Origin of the sequence: Sphingobacterium sp. 40-24 (genome assembly GCF_001899705.1) — a bacterium.
In the GTDB taxonomy this organism is placed as follows: Bacteria; Bacteroidota; Bacteroidia; order Sphingobacteriales; family Sphingobacteriaceae; genus Sphingobacterium; species Sphingobacterium multivorum.
This window is the reverse complement of the sequence record NZ_MKWH01000040.1, coordinates 92,069-114,669: the sequence shown is the minus strand read 5'-3', so window position 1 is coordinate 114,669 and position 22,601 is coordinate 92,069. Positions and strand designations below refer to the sequence as shown.

19 protein-coding genes are annotated in these 22,601 nt (G+C 42.5%); 10 read left to right on the top strand and 9 right to left on the bottom strand.

The window, feature by feature from the left end:
• Positions 1 to 145 precede the first annotated feature (145 nt).
• The 3 genes from BGP15_RS16870 to BGP15_RS16860 form a co-directional block, all read right to left on the bottom strand.
• The gene (locus tag BGP15_RS16870; protein WP_115047469.1) at positions 146 to 889 is read right to left on the bottom strand and encodes a MauE/DoxX family redox-associated membrane protein; all 744 of its coding nucleotides are present in this window, start codon (positions 887 to 889) and stop codon (positions 146 to 148) included.
• Between the two features lie 381 nt (positions 890 to 1,270).
• Positions 1,271 to 2,356 (bottom strand): hypothetical protein, encoded by a 1,086-nt coding sequence (locus BGP15_RS16865; protein WP_147282006.1) that lies wholly within the window; start codon positions 2,354 to 2,356, stop codon positions 1,271 to 1,273.
• Entirely contained in the window at positions 2,353 to 3,048 is a 696-nt protein-coding gene (locus BGP15_RS16860; RefSeq protein ID WP_147282007.1) for a hypothetical protein, read from the bottom strand. The genes BGP15_RS16865 and BGP15_RS16860 overlap by 4 nt, the downstream gene beginning before the upstream one ends.
• Before the next feature lie 365 nt (positions 3,049 to 3,413).
• Here BGP15_RS16860 and BGP15_RS16855 point away from each other — a divergent pair, with 365 nt between their 5' ends.
• On the top strand, positions 3,414 to 4,469 hold the full coding sequence (locus tag BGP15_RS16855) for a hypothetical protein (protein WP_115047475.1): 1,056 nt from the start codon (positions 3,414 to 3,416) through the stop codon (positions 4,467 to 4,469).
• A gap of 19 nt (positions 4,470 to 4,488) precedes the next feature.
• Positions 4,489 to 4,788: a hypothetical protein gene (locus tag BGP15_RS16850; protein WP_286770214.1), complete on the top strand. Its 300-nt coding sequence runs from the start codon at positions 4,489 to 4,491 to the stop codon at positions 4,786 to 4,788.
• Positions 4,789 to 5,065: 277 nt separating this feature from the next.
• Here BGP15_RS16850 and BGP15_RS16845 read toward each other — a convergent pair whose 3' ends face one another.
• The 3 genes from BGP15_RS16845 to BGP15_RS16835 all read right to left on the bottom strand — a co-directional run bounded on the left by BGP15_RS16845 (position 5,066) and on the right by BGP15_RS16835 (position 7,843).
• Complete coding sequence (locus tag BGP15_RS16845) at positions 5,066 to 6,319, bottom strand: S41 family peptidase (RefSeq protein ID WP_147282008.1); 1,254 nt, start codon at positions 6,317 to 6,319, stop codon at positions 5,066 to 5,068.
• Positions 6,320 to 6,440: 121 nt separating this feature from the next.
• Positions 6,441 to 7,067: an outer membrane beta-barrel protein gene (locus BGP15_RS16840; RefSeq protein ID WP_115047480.1), complete on the bottom strand. Its 627-nt coding sequence runs from the start codon at positions 7,065 to 7,067 to the stop codon at positions 6,441 to 6,443.
• A 59-nt stretch (positions 7,068 to 7,126) separates the two neighbouring features.
• Positions 7,127 to 7,843, bottom strand: coding sequence for a hypothetical protein (locus BGP15_RS16835; RefSeq protein ID WP_147282009.1), 717 nt, complete (start codon positions 7,841 to 7,843; stop codon positions 7,127 to 7,129).
• Positions 7,844 to 8,222: 379 nt separating this feature from the next.
• Between BGP15_RS16835 and BGP15_RS16830 the strand changes: the two genes are divergently transcribed.
• Both BGP15_RS16830 and BGP15_RS16825 read left to right on the top strand, forming a co-directional pair.
• The gene (locus BGP15_RS16830; protein WP_115047483.1) at positions 8,223 to 8,765 is read left to right on the top strand and encodes a hypothetical protein; all 543 of its coding nucleotides are present in this window, start codon (positions 8,223 to 8,225) and stop codon (positions 8,763 to 8,765) included.
• 36 nt (positions 8,766 to 8,801) lie between these two features.
• Positions 8,802 to 9,329: a hypothetical protein gene (locus tag BGP15_RS16825; RefSeq protein WP_115047485.1), complete on the top strand. Its 528-nt coding sequence runs from the start codon at positions 8,802 to 8,804 to the stop codon at positions 9,327 to 9,329.
• Between the two features lie 133 nt (positions 9,330 to 9,462).
• On the opposite strand, the gene BGP15_RS16820 is transcribed toward BGP15_RS16825, so the two are convergent.
• Positions 9,463 to 9,666 (bottom strand): helix-turn-helix transcriptional regulator, encoded by a 204-nt coding sequence (locus tag BGP15_RS16820; protein ID WP_088160598.1) that lies wholly within the window; start codon positions 9,664 to 9,666, stop codon positions 9,463 to 9,465.
• A gap of 308 nt (positions 9,667 to 9,974) precedes the next feature.
• Here BGP15_RS16820 and BGP15_RS16815 point away from each other — a divergent pair, with 308 nt between their 5' ends.
• From BGP15_RS16815 to BGP15_RS16790, 6 genes are all read left to right on the top strand, one after another.
• Positions 9,975 to 10,838, top strand: coding sequence for a helix-turn-helix domain-containing protein (locus BGP15_RS16815; RefSeq protein ID WP_115047487.1), 864 nt, complete (start codon positions 9,975 to 9,977; stop codon positions 10,836 to 10,838).
• 389 nt (positions 10,839 to 11,227) lie between these two features.
• Positions 11,228 to 14,392, top strand: a complete 3,165-nt coding sequence (locus BGP15_RS16810; RefSeq protein ID WP_115047489.1) for a SusC/RagA family TonB-linked outer membrane protein — start codon at positions 11,228 to 11,230, stop codon at positions 14,390 to 14,392.
• A 45-nt stretch (positions 14,393 to 14,437) separates the two neighbouring features.
• Positions 14,438 to 15,913 (top strand): RagB/SusD family nutrient uptake outer membrane protein, encoded by a 1,476-nt coding sequence (locus BGP15_RS16805; RefSeq protein WP_286770213.1) that lies wholly within the window; start codon positions 14,438 to 14,440, stop codon positions 15,911 to 15,913.
• A gap of 19 nt (positions 15,914 to 15,932) precedes the next feature.
• Positions 15,933 to 17,075 (top strand): DUF4859 domain-containing protein, encoded by a 1,143-nt coding sequence (locus tag BGP15_RS16800; protein WP_286770212.1) that lies wholly within the window; start codon positions 15,933 to 15,935, stop codon positions 17,073 to 17,075.
• An 80-nt stretch (positions 17,076 to 17,155) separates the two neighbouring features.
• Complete coding sequence (locus tag BGP15_RS16795) at positions 17,156 to 18,124, top strand: hypothetical protein (protein ID WP_286770211.1); 969 nt, start codon at positions 17,156 to 17,158, stop codon at positions 18,122 to 18,124.
• Positions 18,125 to 18,146: 22 nt separating this feature from the next.
• The gene (locus BGP15_RS16790; RefSeq protein ID WP_286770210.1) at positions 18,147 to 20,006 is read left to right on the top strand and encodes a DUF4859 domain-containing protein; all 1,860 of its coding nucleotides are present in this window, start codon (positions 18,147 to 18,149) and stop codon (positions 20,004 to 20,006) included.
• Between the two features lie 263 nt (positions 20,007 to 20,269).
• Here BGP15_RS16790 and BGP15_RS16785 read toward each other — a convergent pair whose 3' ends face one another.
• Positions 20,270 to 21,580, bottom strand: coding sequence for a hypothetical protein (locus tag BGP15_RS16785; RefSeq protein ID WP_286770209.1), 1,311 nt, complete (start codon positions 21,578 to 21,580; stop codon positions 20,270 to 20,272).
• 65 nt (positions 21,581 to 21,645) lie between these two features.
• Positions 21,646 to 22,104, bottom strand: a complete 459-nt coding sequence (locus BGP15_RS16780) for a hypothetical protein (protein ID WP_286770208.1) — start codon at positions 22,102 to 22,104, stop codon at positions 21,646 to 21,648.
• Positions 22,105 to 22,601: the final 497 nt, after the last annotated feature.

Here is a 22,601-nt window from a genome sequence, read left to right as displayed (position 1 = left end):
TCCTCATCTTGAGGATTACCATGGAAGTAAATAGTCACAGGATCTAATTTTTTTCCTGCATAAGCTTCAGCACCTTTAAATGCTGAGAATCCGATAATCATGGCTCCGCCTAATATCATGTAGCCATAATTGTTTAAAAATTTGGTTAGCATATTGCTACCCTCCTTTCTGTATTGCAAGCCAATAATTGATGAGTAAAGTTGTTGGTCTGCAAACTTTTGGTAAATAATTGTTGTCGGTACGGTTCTGTGTACCGATCGTATCTGTATGCCAGCCTGCCTACTATAGGCCTACTGACGCTGTCATATACTGGAGTATGGTCCATGCTGTCTGGTATAAACCAGATTTCATGTATTGGTTTAAATGCTGCGTTTTTATAGTTTACAATTCCTGTTGCTAGAATAATCGTGAGAAAGAGGCCGATAGAAGTCTTGTTGCTTAAGTTGTTTCGGCCGTGAAGCAAAACCTTACGATTGAGTATTTGGCCTACTAGCGATAGACCAAGAATAAGGAGATTAAAGATCAGATGCGTTGTCCAGGAGATATGACTGAGAAAGCTGGTACACATACACGGTTTCTTGTCATACACATCAAGGACGCCAAGGGCAATATAAATCGAAAACAAAGTGATCATGATAGTCGATGTTATCCAGCCCCAATGCTGTAAACGGCGTGCAGGCAACCCAAGCAAAGCTCCGATGCTAATCTCTACCAGGGGAAGCAGCCAGAAGAGCAGGGGAGCAAGGATGCTAATGACCGGTTGTTGCTGTAGTGCAATATGAAATGCACTGAGCTGCCAGAGTTTTTCAATACCTACATAAACCCAAAAGAGGATCATGGCCGCCCGGAGGACTTTGTAAATCGTTGTATTGGTTTTGTTCGCTTCCATAGCTTTAATTATTTGTACAGCGGTACTTATTATTTTTCTCCGCTGTTTTTTTCAAAAACAGGGCGCCATACCTGTGCGCCCTGCTCGGGTACAGCGGCCTGCTTCAGCGTCAACTTCTACCTTTCGTACGCTTCAAAACAAAGATAGATCGGATAACAGCCGACCGCAGGGGCAGTAAATTGGGCATATTGAGCCTACAAATACGGTTTTAAATAGTTGTATGTAAGGGGTAGGGGAATTGGCAACGAAATGGTCGCTATGGGCACGGTGCAGCAAAATAGCCCACAGAAATGATTTTAAACAGGATTTAAATCCCGGTCAATCCTGTTAGCGCAGGGGTAACGAGGGAAGACCCCTGCTTTTTAAAATTTGGATGGATTTTTATCCATTTAATTCGGGGAACTTTTCGTGTAGTTCATTCAACATGGTTTTCAGTACTTTGCGTAGGTGGACAGCAGCGGGAAATTCGCTGCCTCTGTCCATCTTTGTGAGGCTGTGTGTCGAAAGCAGTATGCCTTCCTTGGTTTTCACGAGTTTTGAGAATTCCTCGGCAACTTCCTTTTTCTCGGACGATCGCATGACTTTGGCCTTCACACATAAATGTAGCCAGAGTTTGAGCTCCTTGCCATTCAGATTGCTATGGATAAACCGATAGGGAACAGCACTGGATGACTTATCATCTGCCGATTCCGTTTCAATATACTGGCACATCAGCATGAGCAGCGTGCTGCGGTTGGGATCATAGGCAAAGTCCGGGATGGCAGAGAAATGCTGCGGATACCGCAATAGATTGTCGGTAGCGGCCGGGTCAGCTTCGTAGAATTCCTTCCAGCGATTTAAAAAGCCGATATGGTTAAAATTAAAGTTGATCATCAAGATCAAAAAGCGAGATGGCCAGTTTTTATGCTGACGCTCGTCCTGGGCCAGTTGTCTGAGTGCATCAATCAGCTGAACAAGGTATTGCTGATGATGATATTGCAGGTAGGGTATTTTGCCCCGCTGGAAAAGGCTTTCAATGGCGGAATGCACTTCATCCAGATAAGCTTGAGGAATCTGTTTATTCCTTAATCTGTCTAATGTGTTCTCGAATTGAAGATCTATATAGTTCCGGATGCGTTTTTCATGATGCTGCGGTAGCGGTGTCAGGGGATTGATATCTTTCTTAAATAAAAATTCTACACTTTCCAGTAGTTCCTCCAGACGACGGAGCGCGTCAAGTTCCTCCGGAATGGACTGGTCGCAATAGGTATATAAGACTTCATGTAGACGAAGCAACTGCGTATGGTAGAGCTGTACACCACGGATCGCCTGGTCGGCATGGGTATATTGCCGATGGATAGCCAGGGCATCGTTCAAATGTTCGGTACAGGCAGAAGCGATTGCTTCCAGTTGTTTGGTGCGGCTGGAAGGACTGATATGGGCAAAGGTCTCTATTAAAAGCATCAGGGGATATAAACTTGTGATCATTTGTACCTCCTTTTCATTTCTTTGTGATACCATGGCCAGCCATACACACCCGGATGCAGCGTCATGTTCAGCTTGCCGCCCTCTTTGGCTTGCTCAAAAGTCTTTGGATGTACCTCGACCGGAAATTGGTATTTCTCATCTTCATACGTAAATGATACCAATAATTCGTGTATATCGCAGCAAACTGGGCATTTCTGGATGACTTCGGCCTGGATATAGACAGCTTTGGGGCTATCCACATGGCGGCAATTATTCATAATAAGGTTCATCCGGATATACCAAGTACAGGCCAGGAGCATCAGTGGAAATTGAATGGCGTACAGCGTAATCAGGTTGGCACGTTTCAAGAAAATTAAATGGGCTATCGCACAGCTGGCGAGGGCGATAGGGAAGGCATGTTTAAATGCTGGCTTCAGCGGCTGCGAGCTGAGCAGCAGTTCATAGGGTAAGCGGTCATACACCGCTATGCTGCAGATCTGAATGCAGATAAAAAATAGAGCAAAAAGCTGGAGCACCACATGGTGGCTGCGGATTTCCAAAAAAGGGATCAGCAGGACGAGGACACCGATACTATATACCTTTAGGTAAAATGCCGACGCTAAAAAGGATCCATATATAGTTACCACGATCGCGATAAAAATCAGGATGTGATTGCGGCTGATCTGTCTGAAAAGTTGCATGGGAGGTCTCATACGCAGGGCTGTTAAATCAATGATTTGATGTCAAGTTAAAATTACCTATAACGCATGCTATTTGATATGAATAATATCTTTATTTCAATAAGCGTATGTTTTCTGCATCGAACTCCTTTTTTCTGTAACGAGGCATACATTTTATACAATAAAGAAGGTGTTTATAAGCTAAAAAGGTGTTTTTATGTGTATTTGGAAGGACACAAAAGGGTGGTTTACCTATCTGATGGTACTGTTTAAAAGAAATAATGGCTAAATTTAGTATACAGAAATTTTTTTAATAGGAGATTTTTGGGAAGGATTAGCCTCGCCTGCATTTATCTATCGATCAGTTCAAGGTTAATCTTTGAAATTAACAGTACATTATGGAAAGTAACCAACAGGTCAAGTATGCTAAAGATACGGAGATGCACGTACATTATCCAGATTTCATCTGGGTGTGGATCGCTTCGTTTCTTTTTGGCGGCATCTGTTGGTATATCGGAGCAGTCACAGCGCTATCAGGCTGGTTTGATAACAGACCACTGATTGTAAGTTATCTATTTAATGTATTTATCGCTGCATTGACACTCTTTTATATACGAGCTGTTATCAAGCTGTTGGATAAAAAGAAGAGCTGGCTGCTGCACATGGGCGATCGGCTGGGCACACAATTCTTTTTCTGTGTACTACTACCAACCGTAGCCCTATTTGGTATTCTCAAACCTGTTGCAGCACCTAAAAGCGAATGGATATGGCTGCCTTTATTGGTGATCTTTGTCTGTATCCTGCTTTTTAACATGATTTATATCACCTTTTTTTATTGGAGTATTTATCGGAAAAGGGAACGGTATCTGATCCGCTTGGAACGTACTTTAGAAAGGCAGAAAAAGGTAGCAGTCAACGCGGATGCGCAGATTGACGCACAATCTTTTGATTTATATGATACTATCGATCCGGCATCGGTCGATGAGATCATTAAGGAAACGGATGCTGTGGAGGAAATTGATCTGACGCTGCTCAAATCGATAAATCCGGCGCAGGAGGAGTTTGTGATCAACAACAAATACCTTACTAAAAAGATAATGTACACGGAGCTGGGGATATTTCTATTTGAGAAGACCAATAATACGCCTATCGTTAAGCTATACCTAAAAGAAGATATGGAAGATAGCAAAGGCTGCGAGCAGCGTAGCCTGAACGAAATTGTGCGCGATACCCACGGCTTTGTGCAGAAAATAGACCGGCATCACGCGATTCCATTGGACATGATCAAGGCCTGCTATCAAATGAAGGGCGGGCGGCTTCGGATCATTTTGCACGTACCGTTTGGAGATATCGACAGTTTTGTGATTTCGTCGACCATTTCCCGTAGGATAAAAGACTGGGTCATGCTGCAGGTACCTATTGAAAAAGAGAATATACTAAATAATAACCTTTAATAGATTGATTATGGAAAGCATGAAAAGCAACACTTGGAAATGCCGGGCCACAGGAAAGGTGGCATTTCCGTCCCGGATCGAGGCACAGTATGCAATGTTCCGGTTTAAATTACGCTCTCGCGTAAAAAATGTCACCAATGGTAAACGCATCAAACACCGGATGGGAAAACCGGCTTGCTGCAGAGCTTATTATTGTAGGCTCTGTGAAGGGTACCATATCACCAAATGGAAAAAGGACAATTTTGAGCGTTACAAGAAAACGGCCTTAACTTGGGACATTTCGTCCGTGATAAGCGATTGGAACTATCTATTGGAGTAGTGTAATAGTTCTCCGCTTGTTTCAGTTAGAAATCGAAAAATAAAATGTTTGCTGGCCAGCTAAGGTTATATTCTTTGAATTTTAATAAATTAGTAGGATGAGATATTTAATAGTCCTATTGTGAAGCTGGTTTACTTGCTATTCGGCCGCTGCACAAAACCAAGCGAAGGGAAATAGTGCCGGTAAAGATGAAAAGACCTATGTATTGGTGGCCAATAAGATCAATACCGATTTTAATAACGATGGAAAGATTAACCTGTCAGGAAGGTAGATTATTTTATTGCAGTATTAGTGCGCTGCTTATTGGCTTTCCTTTAGGCTGCGGTCGTTGGGGCCAAATGCTCATTAACGCCTCGTCTTTTCCTTTCATATAATTCTCGATCGTATACTTAATATCGATATCCGGTTTTAGCGGTCCTTTTTTCCCTTTCCATACTTCCCAGTATTTCGTCGAGTAGGCAATCACGATGTCTGATTTTGGTAAACTGAATCCTCTAACTTCTCCGTAATGATTGATTGAACCACTGGTTTCTTCACCAATAAAGGTTGCATTGGAATTTTTCTTCAGTTCAACGGCATTCATCACAGCCGAGGAGAAGGTATTCTTGCCTATCAATACAAAAAAACTGTCTTTTCTATTCAGGTAGCTGTTTTTGATTTGATCAATAAATGGTGTTAAAATACCGGAATTCCCGCCGTTGTTATACCTTAGATCCAGCACAATTTTATTGGGATGTTCGGCATTGATCAACGTGAACAACTCCTGATTGAATTGATCGAAAGGGTGGGCCGGATCTTCCCGGCATGTCGTATAATTAAAATAAAGAATTTTGTGAGCAGCGTCATAATCGTACCAATAGTTTCCTTTTTTCTTTTTTGAAAGTAGATTGACTGCACCTGCTGTTAGGTTTAATTTTTTTAGGTCATTGCCTTCCGATGACGTCAATTTTATCTTACTGATTTTATTGTTCCGGTCAACAAATGTGAATGCTGCTTCTTTGTCCGAATCGATGATGCCAAGGCCTTTTAAAAAAGCCGGATTGTTGATGAAACGGAGCAGGTGATCATTGAAATACGAGCGGTTTTCACTTAGGATAGCCTCCTTAAACAAAGCATTAATCTGTTTGAAGCTGTGCTTATTGATTGCGACTAATTTGGTTCCCAATAACGATGCAAAAGCTGGATCTATAGCTGTTATGTAGACTTCATCATTAAACATATCCAGCTGAATGGGAAGTATCCGATTGAATTTTGCTTCAACAAATGTATGCTCATCTTTTATACTTACCATAAGTTTGAAGAGCGCTACGGTGAAGGTCTCATAATTCAACGAATCCGCTTTGCTGGCAATGTCATCGACGAGCTTCTCAAAGGTAGCTTTTGTGGTTTTAGCAAATAGGTTGGTATGTTTGGCGGGCAATGTTCTTTTTAAAAAATCGAGGTCTTCAAGAAAGTCTGCTTTAGTCAAGGTCTGTGAAAAGCCGAGAGTAGAAACCAAAACAAATAGGATAGTAAATAGTAGTTTATTCATGATCATTTAAATGCAACCTGCGGTAAATAATAGTATAATTTTAGGTTTTCCTGTTTATAAAGATATAAATTTTCTTCAGTAGAGAAAATGGAAAAAGAGGCTGTTTAGTCTGTGATTTATATTAATCCTTGGCAAACCTATAATTTAATCCAACCGCAATTCCCAAAACCTGCACGCGATCGTAATTTCTCCCCGATTGGAAAGGGATGAGCGAGTACGTCTTATAGTGTGGGGACAGTGTAACAGCAAACTGTTGGGATAATGGAATTTTTGCCCCCAGTCCAATATGGAAACCTATACCATTCTGCTTGTCTACATGACTATTTGAGTTTTGCTGGATATGTAACATAGGTCCCGCATTTGCATAAAGGTATTTTAAAAATTTTACCCTGGCGTCTAAAGGGAATTCCCAAATAGAAAGTTCCGAGGAATATTGCATCCGCTCCACCGATGGATCGACTATTGCCGATGTTGTCGTAATGTTCTGGTGAGAATAACCCAGACCAACACCAAAAGACCATATTTCATTATAGTGATACCCTACGCGGAGCAATCCAGCTATATAATTTTTACTGGCGTCGCTACCGGCTCCCATAAGGCTCCTCCGCGGTCCAATAGTACTCTCTGCTAGAGGAGTAAAAGAAAGTTCGATCTCATAACTGCCACTATTGTTTTGCTGCGCGTAAAGTGAGGTTCCTGATAAAGTTAATAGGGAAAAAGATATCCCGGAAAGTAATTTTTTGAGCATATGAATATCGGGTTATAGATTTTATAATTGTTTTCTCTTTTAATTGGCGCTAGTTCTCACTAGAAATCTAACTGATAGCGTGTAAAGCTTCCTTTTTCTGAATTAACAGTGGCGGCCTTGTCGAATTGTAAGGGGTTCGGTCCATTATAGCCTTGCCATTTTAATACAGATTCCATATCGGCAGGAATGGTTACCCTAACGATGGTATCCAAATCACGAGGAACAGGAGCAATAGAAAAACCCGTATTGGATTTCTCTGGACCATAGCTAACCGAAAGCATCTTCAAATCGAGTTTTTTGACATTTTTTACATGCAACTCCATTTCGCCCCTTTTAAACAGCATTATTCGTTCATCAGTTGGCATGTCATACTTGAGCTCGTCCAAGTCATAGGAAGCTACGCTTTGATACGAATCTGGATGATATGCATTAAGATAATAACCATTCTTTTTGACGCTAACTATAAAAAAGCCATGTTCGGATAGGTATTTGCTGGCATCAAATCGAAAACTATATTTCCCTTTACCATCTGTCTTTGTTTTCCCCAAACTTATAGATGGTTTAAGGAACAAACTGTAATATTGGAAAGAAATCCCAATTTCTGCATCAGATAATAATTTGTTCGCAGGAGTATCCACTACAACGCCCGATAGTACAATACAATTCTGCGCACAGGTTGTGCCATCGCGCTCATCTTTTTCGCACGCAAATAGAAAGAATGGTAGGATAAAGAGCAACCATTGCCCTTTATTTACTTTTTCAAATATGTTCAGCATAATAAAATAGAATAGGTCAGTAAGAAGTATTACAGGAAAATCAATAAAACTGCGCATTTCGTTAAAATAGGTCTTTTCATAATTTATTTTGATACTATACTATTGCAAACGGAAATAATATGCGTTATGCTACAAACTTAATAAATATAAGTTAATAGTTCGCTCCAGACTCTAAAAGCTGCAATAAAGCTGCAATTTGGTTACAGGATGATTGGGCATTTGCGCGGATAATGTCTCCCAATTGACCAATACATAATAAGCTATTGGAAAATTTATTGGAGTAGTGTAAAAGTTCTCCGCTTGTCAGCTAGAAATCGAAAAATGAAATGATTGTTGGCCAACTAAGGTATTATTCTTTGAATTTTAATAAATTAGTAGGATGAGATATTTAATAGTCCTATTGTTAAGTTGGTTTACTTGCTATTCGGCCGCTGCACAAAACCAAGCGAAGGTAAATAGTGCCGGTAAAGATGAAAAGACCTATATACTAGTCGCCAATAAGATCAATACCGATTTTAATTATAAAATGCTGGATGATTTCGAGCAGTCTTTTTCGGCATTGATCAAGGAAAACAACAGCCGTGAATTGGTATTCAATCCCATAAATGGCAAATACCATTATTATAAATTTGTCGCCACCTATAAAGCAAGGGGTATTTTGCCCGATAGTGATCCTGCCAAGCCGGAGCAAACCTTTCACAATATCTTGATCATCAAGACGGATGACCAGCAAAAGATTGTAGATGGTTATCATTTTGTGCTCGAATGGGGCGAAAAGCCATTATCTTATCCCTTATTTCGGATAAAGTCTACAGGGGTGCCTCTGCAGGAAGGCTTGTCATTAAAGCAGCTGAACCTCAAAAGAGTGACCGATAATACGGATTTTGATAGCGATGGTAAGATCAAACTGTCGAGCTGGTAACGTTTAAAAAAGTTAAGAATATCTTAGAACAATTGTATGGAATTGGATAGCCTTTATATTAGTATTCGAATAGAAAAATCGAGATTGAACGAGTTTTTTTCTTTTAAACCGATTTCCCCGAACAAAGACGATAATTGGTCGCAGTGGTGGGAGAGCCGGCAGATGTACAGCAAAACAACGTTGGAAATTATTCCAAGTTATTCACAGGCCCGCATTCGTGAAGTCTTCGATAATCTGCTTAAGGATAGATTTTACGGTGCGAAGGAGTATTATGATGAGGAAAAGCAACACTGGACATTTGCCGTATTGAACTTCAGTGAAAACTATCTTGAAATATTGCCGATGCTGGCTCTCTTAAAACAACTGGAGGGCTATGTTTTGGAGGGTTATGCCCTGATTTTTGACTGGATGTGGGGTGGTGATACGGTAATGGCCTATGTTGACTTTACTGCGGGAAGTGCTTTGCTCGAAACGGTTACTGAATCTTATGCGGTCGAACTCAAACGATTTGAAGAAGCTAATCAAGGCTTACAATCGCTAGCTGAAGAGTTGGGGGCTGGCTAACAGATAGCAGTGGCTTCCTTAAGATCAGTTTTTTTTAGATAGTTCTCGTCATAACTAAATGAATAACCATGATCAGTCTCAATGAGATATTCTGCCAAGTCATCATGAAAGTATATTTTTGCTTCGCGCGCCATCACTCTCTAATTTGATCAATTACACCAACCTCTTTACCGAATAACGCCAATATGTCGTTTACTTTGTCTAAACGTAACGTTTTTTTTCCTTGCTCAAGATCACGCACAAACCGTAAGCCAACTCCAGCATTATCAGCTAAGTCTTCCTGTGTTAGCTTCAATTCTTTCCGTTTCTTTTTTACAAACATTCGTAGTGAATCCATAATTATACCCTTTCTGATATAAATTTAGTGAATATTTTTGAATTATACTACATCGGGTATAAATTATGTGTTTTGTATATTTTTTATACCCGTTCGGGATGGAAATTTTAAAACTGATGTTGGGAATTTTTGGTTTACGAAGTTCATAATGACGTAAAAAAATAATATCTATGAGGTTTTAATTTACGTATGTGCAAATTATAACCTAATATCACCTTATTTTAACCTCTTTTAGTTAAGCGTTGTAATACTAAATTGGCCATAGTATATTTAGTGTCATATTGACATTTATTTAAATCTAAATTGTTATGAAGCCAGTTCAGTTCAAAGTTCCTGCTCCTCAGGATAAATCGATCTATATTCAAGAAGACGTGCTGGATAAGTTTTATCCGCATATGCATCGTCATGAGGAATATCAATTAATATGGATTAAAGAAGGTATCGGCCAGCTCCTCCTTGACGATAATGTGCATGAATTTCAAACCGGAGACATTTTTCTATTGGGGACAAACCAGGCCCATGTGTTTAAAAGTTTCATTGCAGGTGAAAGTGTGCGGTCTGTCTCCTTATTTTTTAGCGCGAAAGGAGCACTGTCTACCATGGCTACCATGCCCGAACTTCGAAACCTGCTTGATTTTGTGCATAAATGCCAGCGGGGATTTAAGGTTCCGCCGAAACATCGGGGACAGGTATGCTATTATATTGAAATACTGCAAAAGTCCGACTTTCTGGATCAGCTCGTCAATTTCTTTTATCTGTTAAAATCACTCAGTAAAGTATTTACTGAACTGGAGCCTCTTTCTGGTATACAATTGCCCAAAAGAGAGATAACCAAACCTTTCCGTATTGAAAAGCTATGTAAATTTTTGGAAGAGCATTTTAAAGAGGATATCAGTTTAGATGAAATCGCTGAAAAAGCAAATCTGACGCCACATGCCTTCTGCCGCTATTTTAAAAACTGTACGGGAAAGACATTCATCGCCTACCTGAATGAATTGCGTATCCGCGAAGCCTGTAAATTATTGGGGTTGGGCAGGCACGATTCGATTTCTTTAATAGCCTATGATGCTGGCTTTAATAGCATCACTAATTTTAACCGTGTTTTCCGAAATATCCTAGGGGTATCTCCTAAGATATACGTTCGCAATTACCGGAATTACCTATACGATTAACGGACTTTTTAATCACTTTAGGCTATTTGATCCCATCTGGCAGAAGGTCGCTCAATTTCCTGTGCGATTTCGGCGCTGATTCAATTCCGTCTAATCATTAACAGGAAAAATATTTCTGCTATGGTTAGACGGAATTGCTGTTTTATGCCCTATGCTGCAATCCTACACCTCGCCAATAGGCCTCTTTTTCTTTTGTTAAAATGTTAGAATGAGTGGGTAAGATCTGACCGAAAACCGCTACCCCGAAGTACTATTTTTGTTACATAAAGAAGAACTAATCAATTTTTTAACATGCAGGCAATGCTCTTTTTGCGAAAGGAACCGCTTCTATCCCAGGGGTAAATGTGTAGTTGACGGTATGTTAAACTGAACATCTGCTTAACGAAATTATGACTATGTATGAAAATCTTTCCAAAAAATGCTTAACGGGCATTTTTATGTTGCTGCTGTTGGTCTGTCAACAGCTGTATGCGCAACAACCGAGAACGGTCACGGGGATCGTTAAAGACGAAAAAGGCACACCTTTGTCTGATCTGAGTATTTTAGAGAAAGGCATCCGCAATGCCACCAAAACGGATGCGGATGGAAAATTCAGCCTACCGCTTAAAACGGCAAATCCGACCCTGATTTTTAGTTACGTCGGTTATGTACGGCAGGAGAAACAGCTGCGTGCCGGCGAAAATACACTTCAGATAACGATGAAGGAAGATGGAACGGGGCTCGATGAGGTGGTCGTAATGGGCTATCAGGATGTGCAGCGCCGGAAGACGACAGGAGCTATTGCTACCGTAAAAGGGAAGGATTTTGAAAATACGCCCTATGCAACCTTCGATGCCATGCTGCAGGGACGCGTGGCCGGTCTGACCGTGTTGAGCACATCGGGTGAACCCGGTACCAATAACATTGTCAACATCCGCGGGACGAGCAACCTGGGTCTAGCAGACAACCAACTGCAGGCGCCCTTGTACGTGATCGACAATATTATTTACGACGTGAGTGATATTCGGTCGGCTTACGGTAATGCAAGTCCGTTGCAGGCCATTAATCCCAACGACATCGAATCGGTTGATATCCTGAAAGACGCTTCGGCATCGGCCATTTATGGCGCCCGTGCCGCCAATGGGGTCATTATCATCAAAACCAAACGTCCGGCGCAGGGGAAACCCGAAATACGGATCTCGGCATACAACGGAGTTTCCAGCCGTCCGGCCATGAAGCCCATTACCGTGGGAGCCGCCGAGCGCAGGCTGAAAATGAATCTGCTCTATCAAGGTGGATCGTACGACTGGTTCAACAATGGGTCCATTAGCCCCATGCTGACAGATAGTTTAAATCCGGCCTTTAACAACAATACCGATTGGCAGGGTCTTTTTCTGCAGTCGGCCAACATCAACAATGTCAATGTGAGTATCGGTGCCACCATGGAGAAATTTTTATACCGTTTCTCGGCACAGCGTTATTATGAGCAGGGTGTAATGATGGGCTTTGAAAATGAAAATCTCACACCACGCCTGATGTTACAGGCCAATCCGACCGACAATTTCCAATTTGAGACCAACTTGTTCGCAGGTTTTACGAAAGCAAAACATGGTTCGGGTGACGATACGAAATATCCATTTAGTACTTGGGGATTTCCTTCTTCTTTCTATCAGATTACAGACGTAGATGAGCAGATCTATACCGGGCGCTACGATGGCATGATGGACCGCGATAACTCCTTCAGCTTAAATGGAAATTTCGCCGGAACACTCAAAAAGTTTCTGATCAACGGCCTGACCCTGCGCTCGCAGTTCTCGTTTAATGTCAATAACAATACCCGCGATCTCTTTCGTCCCGTATTGCTTACAGGCTACAGAAACTTTGCACAGAACTGGACGAACCAAAATAAGCGCTGGGAATGGGAAACCTATTTTAACTACATAAAGAGCATTCAGAACACCCATAATTTTAGTGCCGTTTTGGGAACCGGTATCGAACGCAATACCTCCAATAATAGTTTAATGTCCGGCTATAACGATAATGGAACTTATGTGAAAACCGTAACCGGTATCCCTTCCGGGCCTGATCTCTATGCGACGACTTCCATCAGCGAGCGCTCACGCGTCTCGGTATTCGGTCGTTTTGGCTATGATTATAAGGACAAATACCTGCTTTCTGCAAGTTACCGGATGGATGCCTCGTCGCGTTACAGCAAGGATAACCGCTGGGGTATTTTCCCGTCCATATCTGCCGGCTGGGTACTTTCGGAAGAGCCTTTTTTCCAGGGAGCCAAAAATGCCATATCCTTTTTCAAAATAAGGGGTAGCTATGGTATTACGGGGCGCGACCCGGGTTCGTACTACGCACGCTATACAGGACTGACTTTTGATGCATCTTATGCAGGATCGGTGCTGGAAAATGGCATCGCTGGTTCGGTACTTTCGTATAATGGTAAACCGACAGTATCTCCTGATTATTCGGCGGCGGCAACATCACCGACAATCAAATGGGAACGCTCGCCGCAGTTTAATGCCGGATTTGATATGAACCTGCTGCACGACCGGGTTACCGTGACTGCCGATTTTTATGTGCGCGACTCCAAAGAGTTGGTATACAATCTGACCATGCCAGCTACTTCCGGATATAGCACCGTCTCCAACAATTTTATCAGTGTGCGAAACAGTGGAGTTGAAATGACTTTGATCTCCCGAAATATGGCCCCTTCGTCGGCATTCCAGTGGACGACCAATTTCAATATCGCTTACAATAAAAATTATGTCACCAGCCTGCCTGACGGTGGAAAGGAAATACAGGTGGGGGATGTATGGATGCAGCGTGCACTGAATGTAGGCCAGCCTATTTTTCCGTTCAAAGTATGGGATGTGGATGGGGTATATGCAACCGATGCAGACGTACCTGTTGATCCTTTGACAGGAAAAAGACTCACGCATTTTAGGGGGAATTTATATCAGGCTGGCGATCCGCGCCGAAGGGATGTCAATGGGGATTATGTGATCGATTACAACGATAAAATTGATATGGGTAATCCAAATCCTGACCTCGTAGGCGGTTTTATCAATCAGTTCTCCTACAAGAATTTTAGCTTATCCACACTCGTGAGTTTTGTATTTGGACGCTCCTTGTGGAACGGTTACCTGTCGGATAAATTACAGGATGCCGGTTCATCTACCTTGTATAATACCTGGGGTACCAATTCGGCTATTGCAGGCGATTTTAAGCCCAGCGACTTTTGGATGAAAGACGGCGATCAGACCAAATACCCGACTTTGTTTCGCAATACGGTAGACAACTGGCACATCGCCAACAGTACGTTTGTCGAAAATGCCAGTTTTGTACGCCTGAAAAATATTCAGCTGAGCTACACATTCCCGCAGGCCATGATTAAGAAGCTTAAGTTGAAAATGCTCCGCGTTTATGGGGTGGTGGATAATGTGGCTGTCAAGGCCTGGTCTTCTGTGCCGGACCCTGAAGCAGTGGAAGCCAATGGTTATTCAACGGGTAATGGATATCCGATCCCGAAGAAATGGACAATAGGCTTGGATGTTACCTTTTAATCATGTCAGTCCCATCGCATAACGGTGGCTTAAAATTATTTAGAGATGAAAAGAAAAATATTGTTTTTAATGCTGAGTGCTTTCATGTATCTCGCTTCAGGCTGCTCCAAGTTTCTGGACATTGAGCCTGTCAGTTCGGCAACCGACGAGAACTTCTGGAAAACGCAGGAAGATGCCAATAGCGCAACCAACGCCATGTATGCACTGCTGCGCAAGGCCCTCAATCAAGCCAGCGGTATGGCTTACTATGCTTATGGCGATTTGCTAACGGACGAGATTACTTCTTCGACCAATACAGACTTTAATCCGATTGTCAATATGCAGCTCAACACGGCTGTAGCAGCTTCGGAAACTTGGCGGCCCGCGTATCAGCTGCGGCGCTATGATGTCTTCTATCAGGCCATAGACCAGGCCAACCGCGTTATCCAGAGGCTACCTAAGATGGACGAAAATGTCTTTGACAATGTATCAACCAGGGATTACTATATCGGCGAAGCTTACTTTGTGCGTGCATTTGCCTATTTCTATATGGCGAGGGTATGGGGAACAGTGCCGATTATAACAGAATCTGTGGTGCCCATCGATGCTGTAAATCTGGCTGCAAGTAAAGAGAGTGATGTGCTGGATCAGAGCCAGGCCGATTTAACTAAAGCGTTGACTTTACTGAAATGGAGCAATATCGACCAAGATGATTTTGCCCTGCGCGCAAATACTGGAGCAGCACTTGCCCTGCAGGCGCACCTGAGTGCTTGGCGGGGCGAATATGCCGACTGCATCGAAGCGGCTAAATCGGTATTGGAAAGCGGCGAATATTCTTTTGTGGGACGGGACAGTCTGAATTACCGCAGTATTTATCAGGGAAAATCCAATGAAGGTATTTTTGAGATCTCCCAAAATGGGGAAAACGAAGGTACAAACTCGGGAATAGGATACTTCTCACTAGCCGGACCTTATTTTCGGACTTTAACAGATCCGATTTTAAGAATCAGTCAGGATTACATTAAAACGCTCTTTAAAGACAGTAACGATAAACGATTTAAAAGTGTGTTTGATATGGTTTATAACGGTAACTATGCGCTGTGTACGAAATATGCAAATGTTAAGTTTTCGAGTAATGCGTCAAATGCCAATGCGATTTTTAAAAATAACATCATCATCTTTCGCTATTCCGATATTAAGCTGCTGATGGCAGAGGGATTGGCCGCAACGGGTAAAAATAGCTCCGCAGAAACCATCTTAAATGAAATCCGGACGCAAGCTGGACTGCCTGCCTACACAAACGAGGAACCGCTCATTGAGGCCATCTTTAGTGAAAGAGCGCGCGAGCTTTTTCTGGAAGGCCATCGCTATTACGATCTCGTGCGGTTGTATAAACACTTTAACGTCTATAAATTTCCGGAAGGCAAAATGAACCAGTCGCAATTTAATGCGAAGAAATACTTTTGGCCATTTGATCCATCGTTGTTGTCTGCCAATCCTATGCTGAATCAGACACCATACTGGGGAACTGTCAATATGTAAACCACTAAACCTAAAAAAAATGAAAACCTTATATCGATTTGCGTTGCTGCTGGCTTTTGGACTGACCGTGATCGGTTGCAAGAAAGCAGCTTATCTGACGGATGATGGCCTCCATACAGCCGAAGTCAATCTGTCTACTTACGACTACCTGGCGGCTCATCCCAATGGGATGTTTGATACCCTGCTGCTGGTGATTGACCATTTTAAACTCAAAGACGAAATCAACAAGGCGAAAACCTTTTGGGCGCCTTCGGACTATTCGGTCAACCGTTATTATAAACAGAAGGCGGACTCGGTAAAGTATGTGGATGAAAATGCACAGTATTCTTTTGACCAGTTTCTCAACGAGATCCCTGTAGATTCAGTGAGGGCATACATCTACAACGATGCCCCTTACAATTTGGAAACGGCCAGCACAGCGTATACGACGATTAGCAATGCGGCCAATGTGGGTGGATTTTTCTATCATAAGCAAAAGCAGCCCAAAGCGGTCTGGTCCTCGCAGCCCGTTTATTATCTGTATTACGTCAAAGTGCGTGGCGAGGCCGATCAGATCAGTCCCGACGGTATTGTTACGGTCAAAGAAGATGATCAGGCCGATATGCGGGTATATTGTCAGACTACTGGTATTAAAACAGCTTCAGGAACTATGCTGAATGTACTGGCCAATACACATACGTTTATCGGCGATTTTGTGCCGCGCATCCTCACCGGGCCTAAAATTGTGGAAACTGGTGCTACGCTTACCTTTACTTACGACCTGAGCATTAAATACGATGCAGTCGGTTATACTGGCACCACAGTAGACGTTTTGCTTCCGCGTTTAGCACGCTTTTATGGCCTAGAGAGCGGAGCAATATCCGCGTTGGTAGGCAAGGACATCACCTATTATGCCGTGCAGCCTGATGGTAACTTAAATGCAAACAGTACGGCAAATGCACCGGGACACTGGTTCGATGCCAAAGGGCAGACCTGTTCGTGGGGTGCCGATGCACGCATTGTGTCTGAACTGGCAACCTCAACGATGACCTTCAATATTCTGCAATATCCAGGGCAAACAACGGTGGGTAGTACCTATACGGTACGACAATCCCTCGTGTACAAGTCGAAAACAAAGGGTGATTTGAATGCTGTTTTTGTATTCAACATTAAGATCAAATAAATTATGAACCTATCGGGGTTGATTCCTTTGCTGTGCTGAATCAACCGGATGGTTTTGTCACACATGAAAAAATAAAACAGATGAAAAAACGAAGTTTTATAATCGGCTTAGCAGGTTTATCCCTCGGGCTATTGAATTCCTGCAAGAGTGATCAAATAGGTTATTTAAGTGAAAATATACGTTATAATGTGGAGAATCTGCAGGTCAATCAGGGGGCAGTGGTGTACACGGATGCCATTGTTGCCAATGGAAGCACAACCCCGCTGACCGTAAATCTGCTTGCGGTAAGGAACAAGGAAACCGGCGAGCTTTCAACAGAATTTTCAAAAGAACATGAGATATCCACCTACCTGGCGGAGATCACCTGGCGGGATACTACTTTGGATCTGTTGAATGCCAAGATCGGCAAAGCTAAATATCCACCGATGATGCTCAATGCGACCGGTGGTCGCGTAGGTTTTACACAGGCGACGCAATTTGTGACCCCGGGACAATACACGATCGATGTGGAGGTGAGCAATGTCGCCGGACAGAAAAAATTTAAGAATATACTGGACTTTAATGTCATCGGTGCTAAGAAGGAAGATATTTTATTTAAGTCGTGCACGAGTTCGGACTACGGGGCCGAATCCAATTTTCTACCGTATACAGACTATGAGATCGTTGTAGAACATCAGGCGGAAGGAGAAAACAAAATTGTATACCAATGGGAAGATAAAAACGGCAAGCCCTTCAATCCTAAAAAAGGCGAGGTCATCAAGCGTGGAGACCGGCCGACATTCAAAAATTGGTCGCCTTACTATCCGGAGGAAGTTACCGATACGGGCTTGGTGTATCGCTATCCAGATGTTTCGGGTCTGGTGTATCCCATCATGAACGGTACTTATGTAGGCACAGAATTTTGGTCGGGCGATCCCATTTCTTATTACCGCATTGTAGGTACGGCGACTACGCTGGGACGTAATCTTAACCCCGTATCGACCATCAAATTCTACCGAAGTGGTACCTATACCGTTCGCTTCCGTTTTTTGACCATTACACATAGTTGATCTCTACCTATTAAACGCTCAAATGATGAAAAGTATAGTATTGCATAAAGTCCTGCTGACGCTGGTTTCAGCACTTGTATTCCTTTCGCAGGGATGCAGCAAAAAAGAAGTAGCACTTCCTGTCGAGGAAGAGGTCACCACGCCACCCGTAACTGTGGGGACAGATTCTTTGAAGATTTATAAGCCTAAAGAATTTGAAGGCATGGATTATAACGATAAAGGGAGCAAATGGTCCTATTCGCGCAGTCGTCAGTCGGAGCATTTTATTGTGTTCTGGGGTGCAAGTTATGGGAAGAACGATCCCAATGCCAACACCGTACCTGAAGAATATCGCGTCGATATTGATGATCTTTTGGCCAAGGCCGAACAGTTCTACGCATTGAACGTCGGTACGCTGAAGTTTGCAGAACGCAAAGTGAACCGATCCAATCTGGATAAATACAAAATGATGATTTTTGTGCATTATACGACAGAATGGATGGCGTATGGCGGCGGTTACGACGATACAATAGGGGCACTGTGGATTAATCCGGCGACCTGTAAGCCGGTAGGTGCCGTGATTGCCCACGAGATCGGGCACAGTTTTCAATATCAGGTATTTGCCGATCTGAAAGGCGGGCATGGGTTTCGTTACGGCTATGGCGGGACGAGTGGTAACGGATTTTGGGAGCAGACCGCACAATGGCAGGCTTACCAAACCTATCCCGCACAGGCATTTTCGGGAGCCGATTTTCCCGTGTATACCGAAAATTATCATCGTCATATTCATCACGAGAAATATCGTTATGCCAGCTATTTCATCCATTGGTATTGGACCAGCAAACATGGGATCGATATGATTGGCCGCATCTGGCGAGAAGCTTTAAAACCCGAAGATCCGGTGCAGGCTTATATGCGTATAACGGGTATCGATGTGAAGCAGTTCAACAATGAGATCTATGATGCGGCGACCCGCTTTGTGACCTGGGACCTGAACAGCATCCGGGAGTATGGGAAGAATTATATCGGTAAGCTGACGACCAAATTTACGCGTCAATCCAACGGGAGTCTTCGCGTTGCCTATGATCGTTGTCCGGGCACTACGGGTTACAATGTGATTCCGCTGGAAGTTCCGGCTGCGGGAACCAAGGTTTCGGTAGCTTTTAAGGGACTGCCAAATGCTGCTGGATTCAACCCGGTGGATGCTAGCCGTGCCGGATGGCGCTATGGTTATGTGGCATTATTGAAAGATGGCACGCGGGTATATGGTGACAGGACGGAGGGCACGGAGAATTCGGTCGCGTTTACTGTTCCGGCCAATTGCAGCAACCTCTGGTTTGTTGTCACAGGTGCCCCATCTGTTTACCAGCCACATGCCTGGGATGATGACGATAGCAACGATGAGCAATGGCCTTACGAAATCAAAATTCAGGGTACAACGGCTACGGGATACAATGAGGTGAGCAGTCAGCCGAAAGATATCGCATTGAATTATGACCTGAGCTTCCCGGCAGATGCTACAGGGTATTCGGGTACGCAAGTAAGTGTCAATGCAGCGCAACTAGGGGAGGCCTTGGCCATACCTTCGGCAGACCTGGCGGGTTTGATGAGCAGTGGAAAAATTAAGTTCTATGCTGTGGAGCCGAATGGAAGTTTAAATCCCAACAATACGGCCACGGGTTACGGGCATTGGTTTACGCCTGCCGGGGCTGTCACCAACTGGGGCGCTAGTGCGGGCTTGTTTTCGGAATTTAACGCAAGTACGATAACGTTCTCGATCGGACAATATCCGGGAGCTCTGGCAGCTGGAAAGAAATATACCATTAAGCAGGCACTGGTGTATACGTACGAAGGAGCGAAAACCGTGCAGGCGACGTTTACATTTAATGTGAATGTGAAATAAGAGTTAGTTGGAACCGCTAGATTAGGTGATGGTTCATATGTTTATGTTTATTTAAGTGAAGGCCACGTCGGGAGATGTGGCTTTTTGTTTGTTGTCTGGAGTTGAATAAAAATGTAAAGCGACGAGGAAATTAAATTTTTGCAGTTTGATGATTATATCGGGATTTATAACCTTGTTGAGCCAAATGAACTGTTTTTCAAAATAAAAGATAATAATATTTAGGTATTTCACGGCTTTGAACAATAAGGTGCTGGAGAATTTAATCAGAAATTCCGGTCACTAGGATGCAGCGCCCTAGCTTGAAGAGCTATCATCCTTGTTTCTAGGTTGCAGTCATAGGGAAGTTCTTTTTCTATAGTACCGGAGAGAACGTTGTTATGCAGCAGAATTTCTATGATATCTTTTCTGTGGAGCGCACAATTCATTTTGCTATACAGAATTTCAAGGGGATTTTTACAGGATTTGGTGTTGTTTTTTTTGAAAATAGCTGTGTATATCCCTGCCAATCGCTCAATTTCGTGTTCATTTTTTGCCTTTTCGGCGATTTCGGTCAGTAGCTTCGAGTCGCCACTTCTGTAATTAGAAATCAGCAATTCCAAATAGTCAATCGGATTTTTGGCTGTTTGTATTTTCTCCAGAGCAAAGTCTCTAATGGCTTTGCTTTTTAGATGTTTTAGTGCATTAAGGGCATTTTCAGCTATGCTGTTTTTGCCTGTTCCCTTTTGTTTAGCAAAGTCTAAAATGAATTGGCTATCATAAGGAAATTTGTGAAAGTCAAAAATATCCAAAAGGCGTTCAATATTTCCCTGGTCCGTTTCTTTCAAAAGATGCTTTGCAATGGTGTTTATCTCTTCTTCTGTTAGCTTTCTCATTCTTGCAAAAGAAATACAGGGTTTACTATTTAACACTTCATCAAGAATGTCTTTGTATTTTTGGGGTTTTGTCCGCTGCGTTTTCTGATTTATTTCTGTTCGCTGTATGTTGTCAAGGTAAAAGCGAATGAACTTATTGGTTTGGGCTTTCTTTTTAAGTTCTTCAGCAACCTGTATGCTTTGGTTTTCTGCTTGAAAATGCTGAATTATGCCATCGTCTTGCCAATCGTCAGGGTGTTGTTCAATGTGTTTTCCAAATTTCTCGGCTACGTAAAATAAGCCGTTCAGTCCATCAAGTTCTAGTATTTCATGAGCGCCGACCCAATCAGCGCCGGCGATCGGATTGTTTAAAAACCGGTCATAAATAGCTTGTTTTGCCTCGGTGTCATTTTGCTGCGCGTAAAGTTTTGCCAGGGCAAACAAATGTGTCAGATTCCAGGTGTCATCCTGTTCTTTTGCCAAGCCCTGCAAAACGGCTTTACGGATTTTGTCTTTTTGTTTTGAAATAGAAATAATCTCAAAAATATAAGTTGCCCGGTCGCCTTCAGACTGTCCGTCATAGGCGAAAATGTTTAATGCGCCTTGTATAATTTGATTTGAAAAGTCAATTTCCGGATGCTCTTTTACGATCAGGTATGCTTCACCTGTTCCGCGTTTCAGTGCATGTAGAAATTGTCGTTTTAGGATTCTTAAATCGGGCATAATCGAAAGAATGGGGTTTAAAGAAAACTCAATGAGAGGGGATGCGCCTGAAAACTGCTTTTAATTTATCCATTATGATCTTCAGCAATGATTTCGTCGATCTCATTACATATTCGCTGTATCGGTCTTGTAAAATAATGCTGTGCGAGCTGCACCTTCTTTTCTTTACCCTCTTCATTTAGGTAACGGGCGTGAAGCGATACACTCACGGTGATGAGGCCGTACTGTTTGAGTTTATGGATTGTAAATCCCTGTAGGCTTTCCAGCGGAACAGTCACCTCTTTGCCCAAAAGTCCCTTTCGGACGCGCATTTCCCTTCTGTCCATGTCAATGATAAAATAGGCTCTAAGCAGGGAAATCATCAAGATTACGACAACTCCCAGCATCCACCATTTGAAAGGGGATTCCGGCATTTTGATGAACCCAACTAGGGTCATAATAGAAAATATACCAACCAAAGGAACATAGGTTCCTAATTGGGGTTTCATTTTGTACTCGTTTCCGTTTCTGTCGAAGTTTTTCATATGCTTATCGCTAATTTTGCTATATCAATATTCCAATCTGCTGAAGCGGTTTTAGGATCGCCAACTGGTATATTATATTATCAACTATGAAGAATATCATTGTTTGTTGGTGAATTGAGCTAGATCTTCAGTAATGGTTACATTTTTTATTTTCCAAGTAAATAAAGTTATAAATTTGCTTCAGTAAAAAAAAGGCCAAAAAAAACACTTCATTCTTTAATTCTGGATCATTTAATGTGAGTATGATTTCTGAGAGAGGAATAGGCACGAAAATAATTTATAGTAGACTAGCTTAACAAAATATGAGAAGAAGTGTGCGAATTATATCGCTTGGGTTTTTATTGTTAACCATTGAATATATTATTTGTGTTCTTTTGTTTTCTATTGAATTTTTTTTTAAGCACGATAGTCAACTAAATCTTGGGCACGCAATAAGAGGAGCTACCGAAGTAAATTCGTTACGTTTAATATTTTACTTTCCCCCGTGGTGTTTTTTT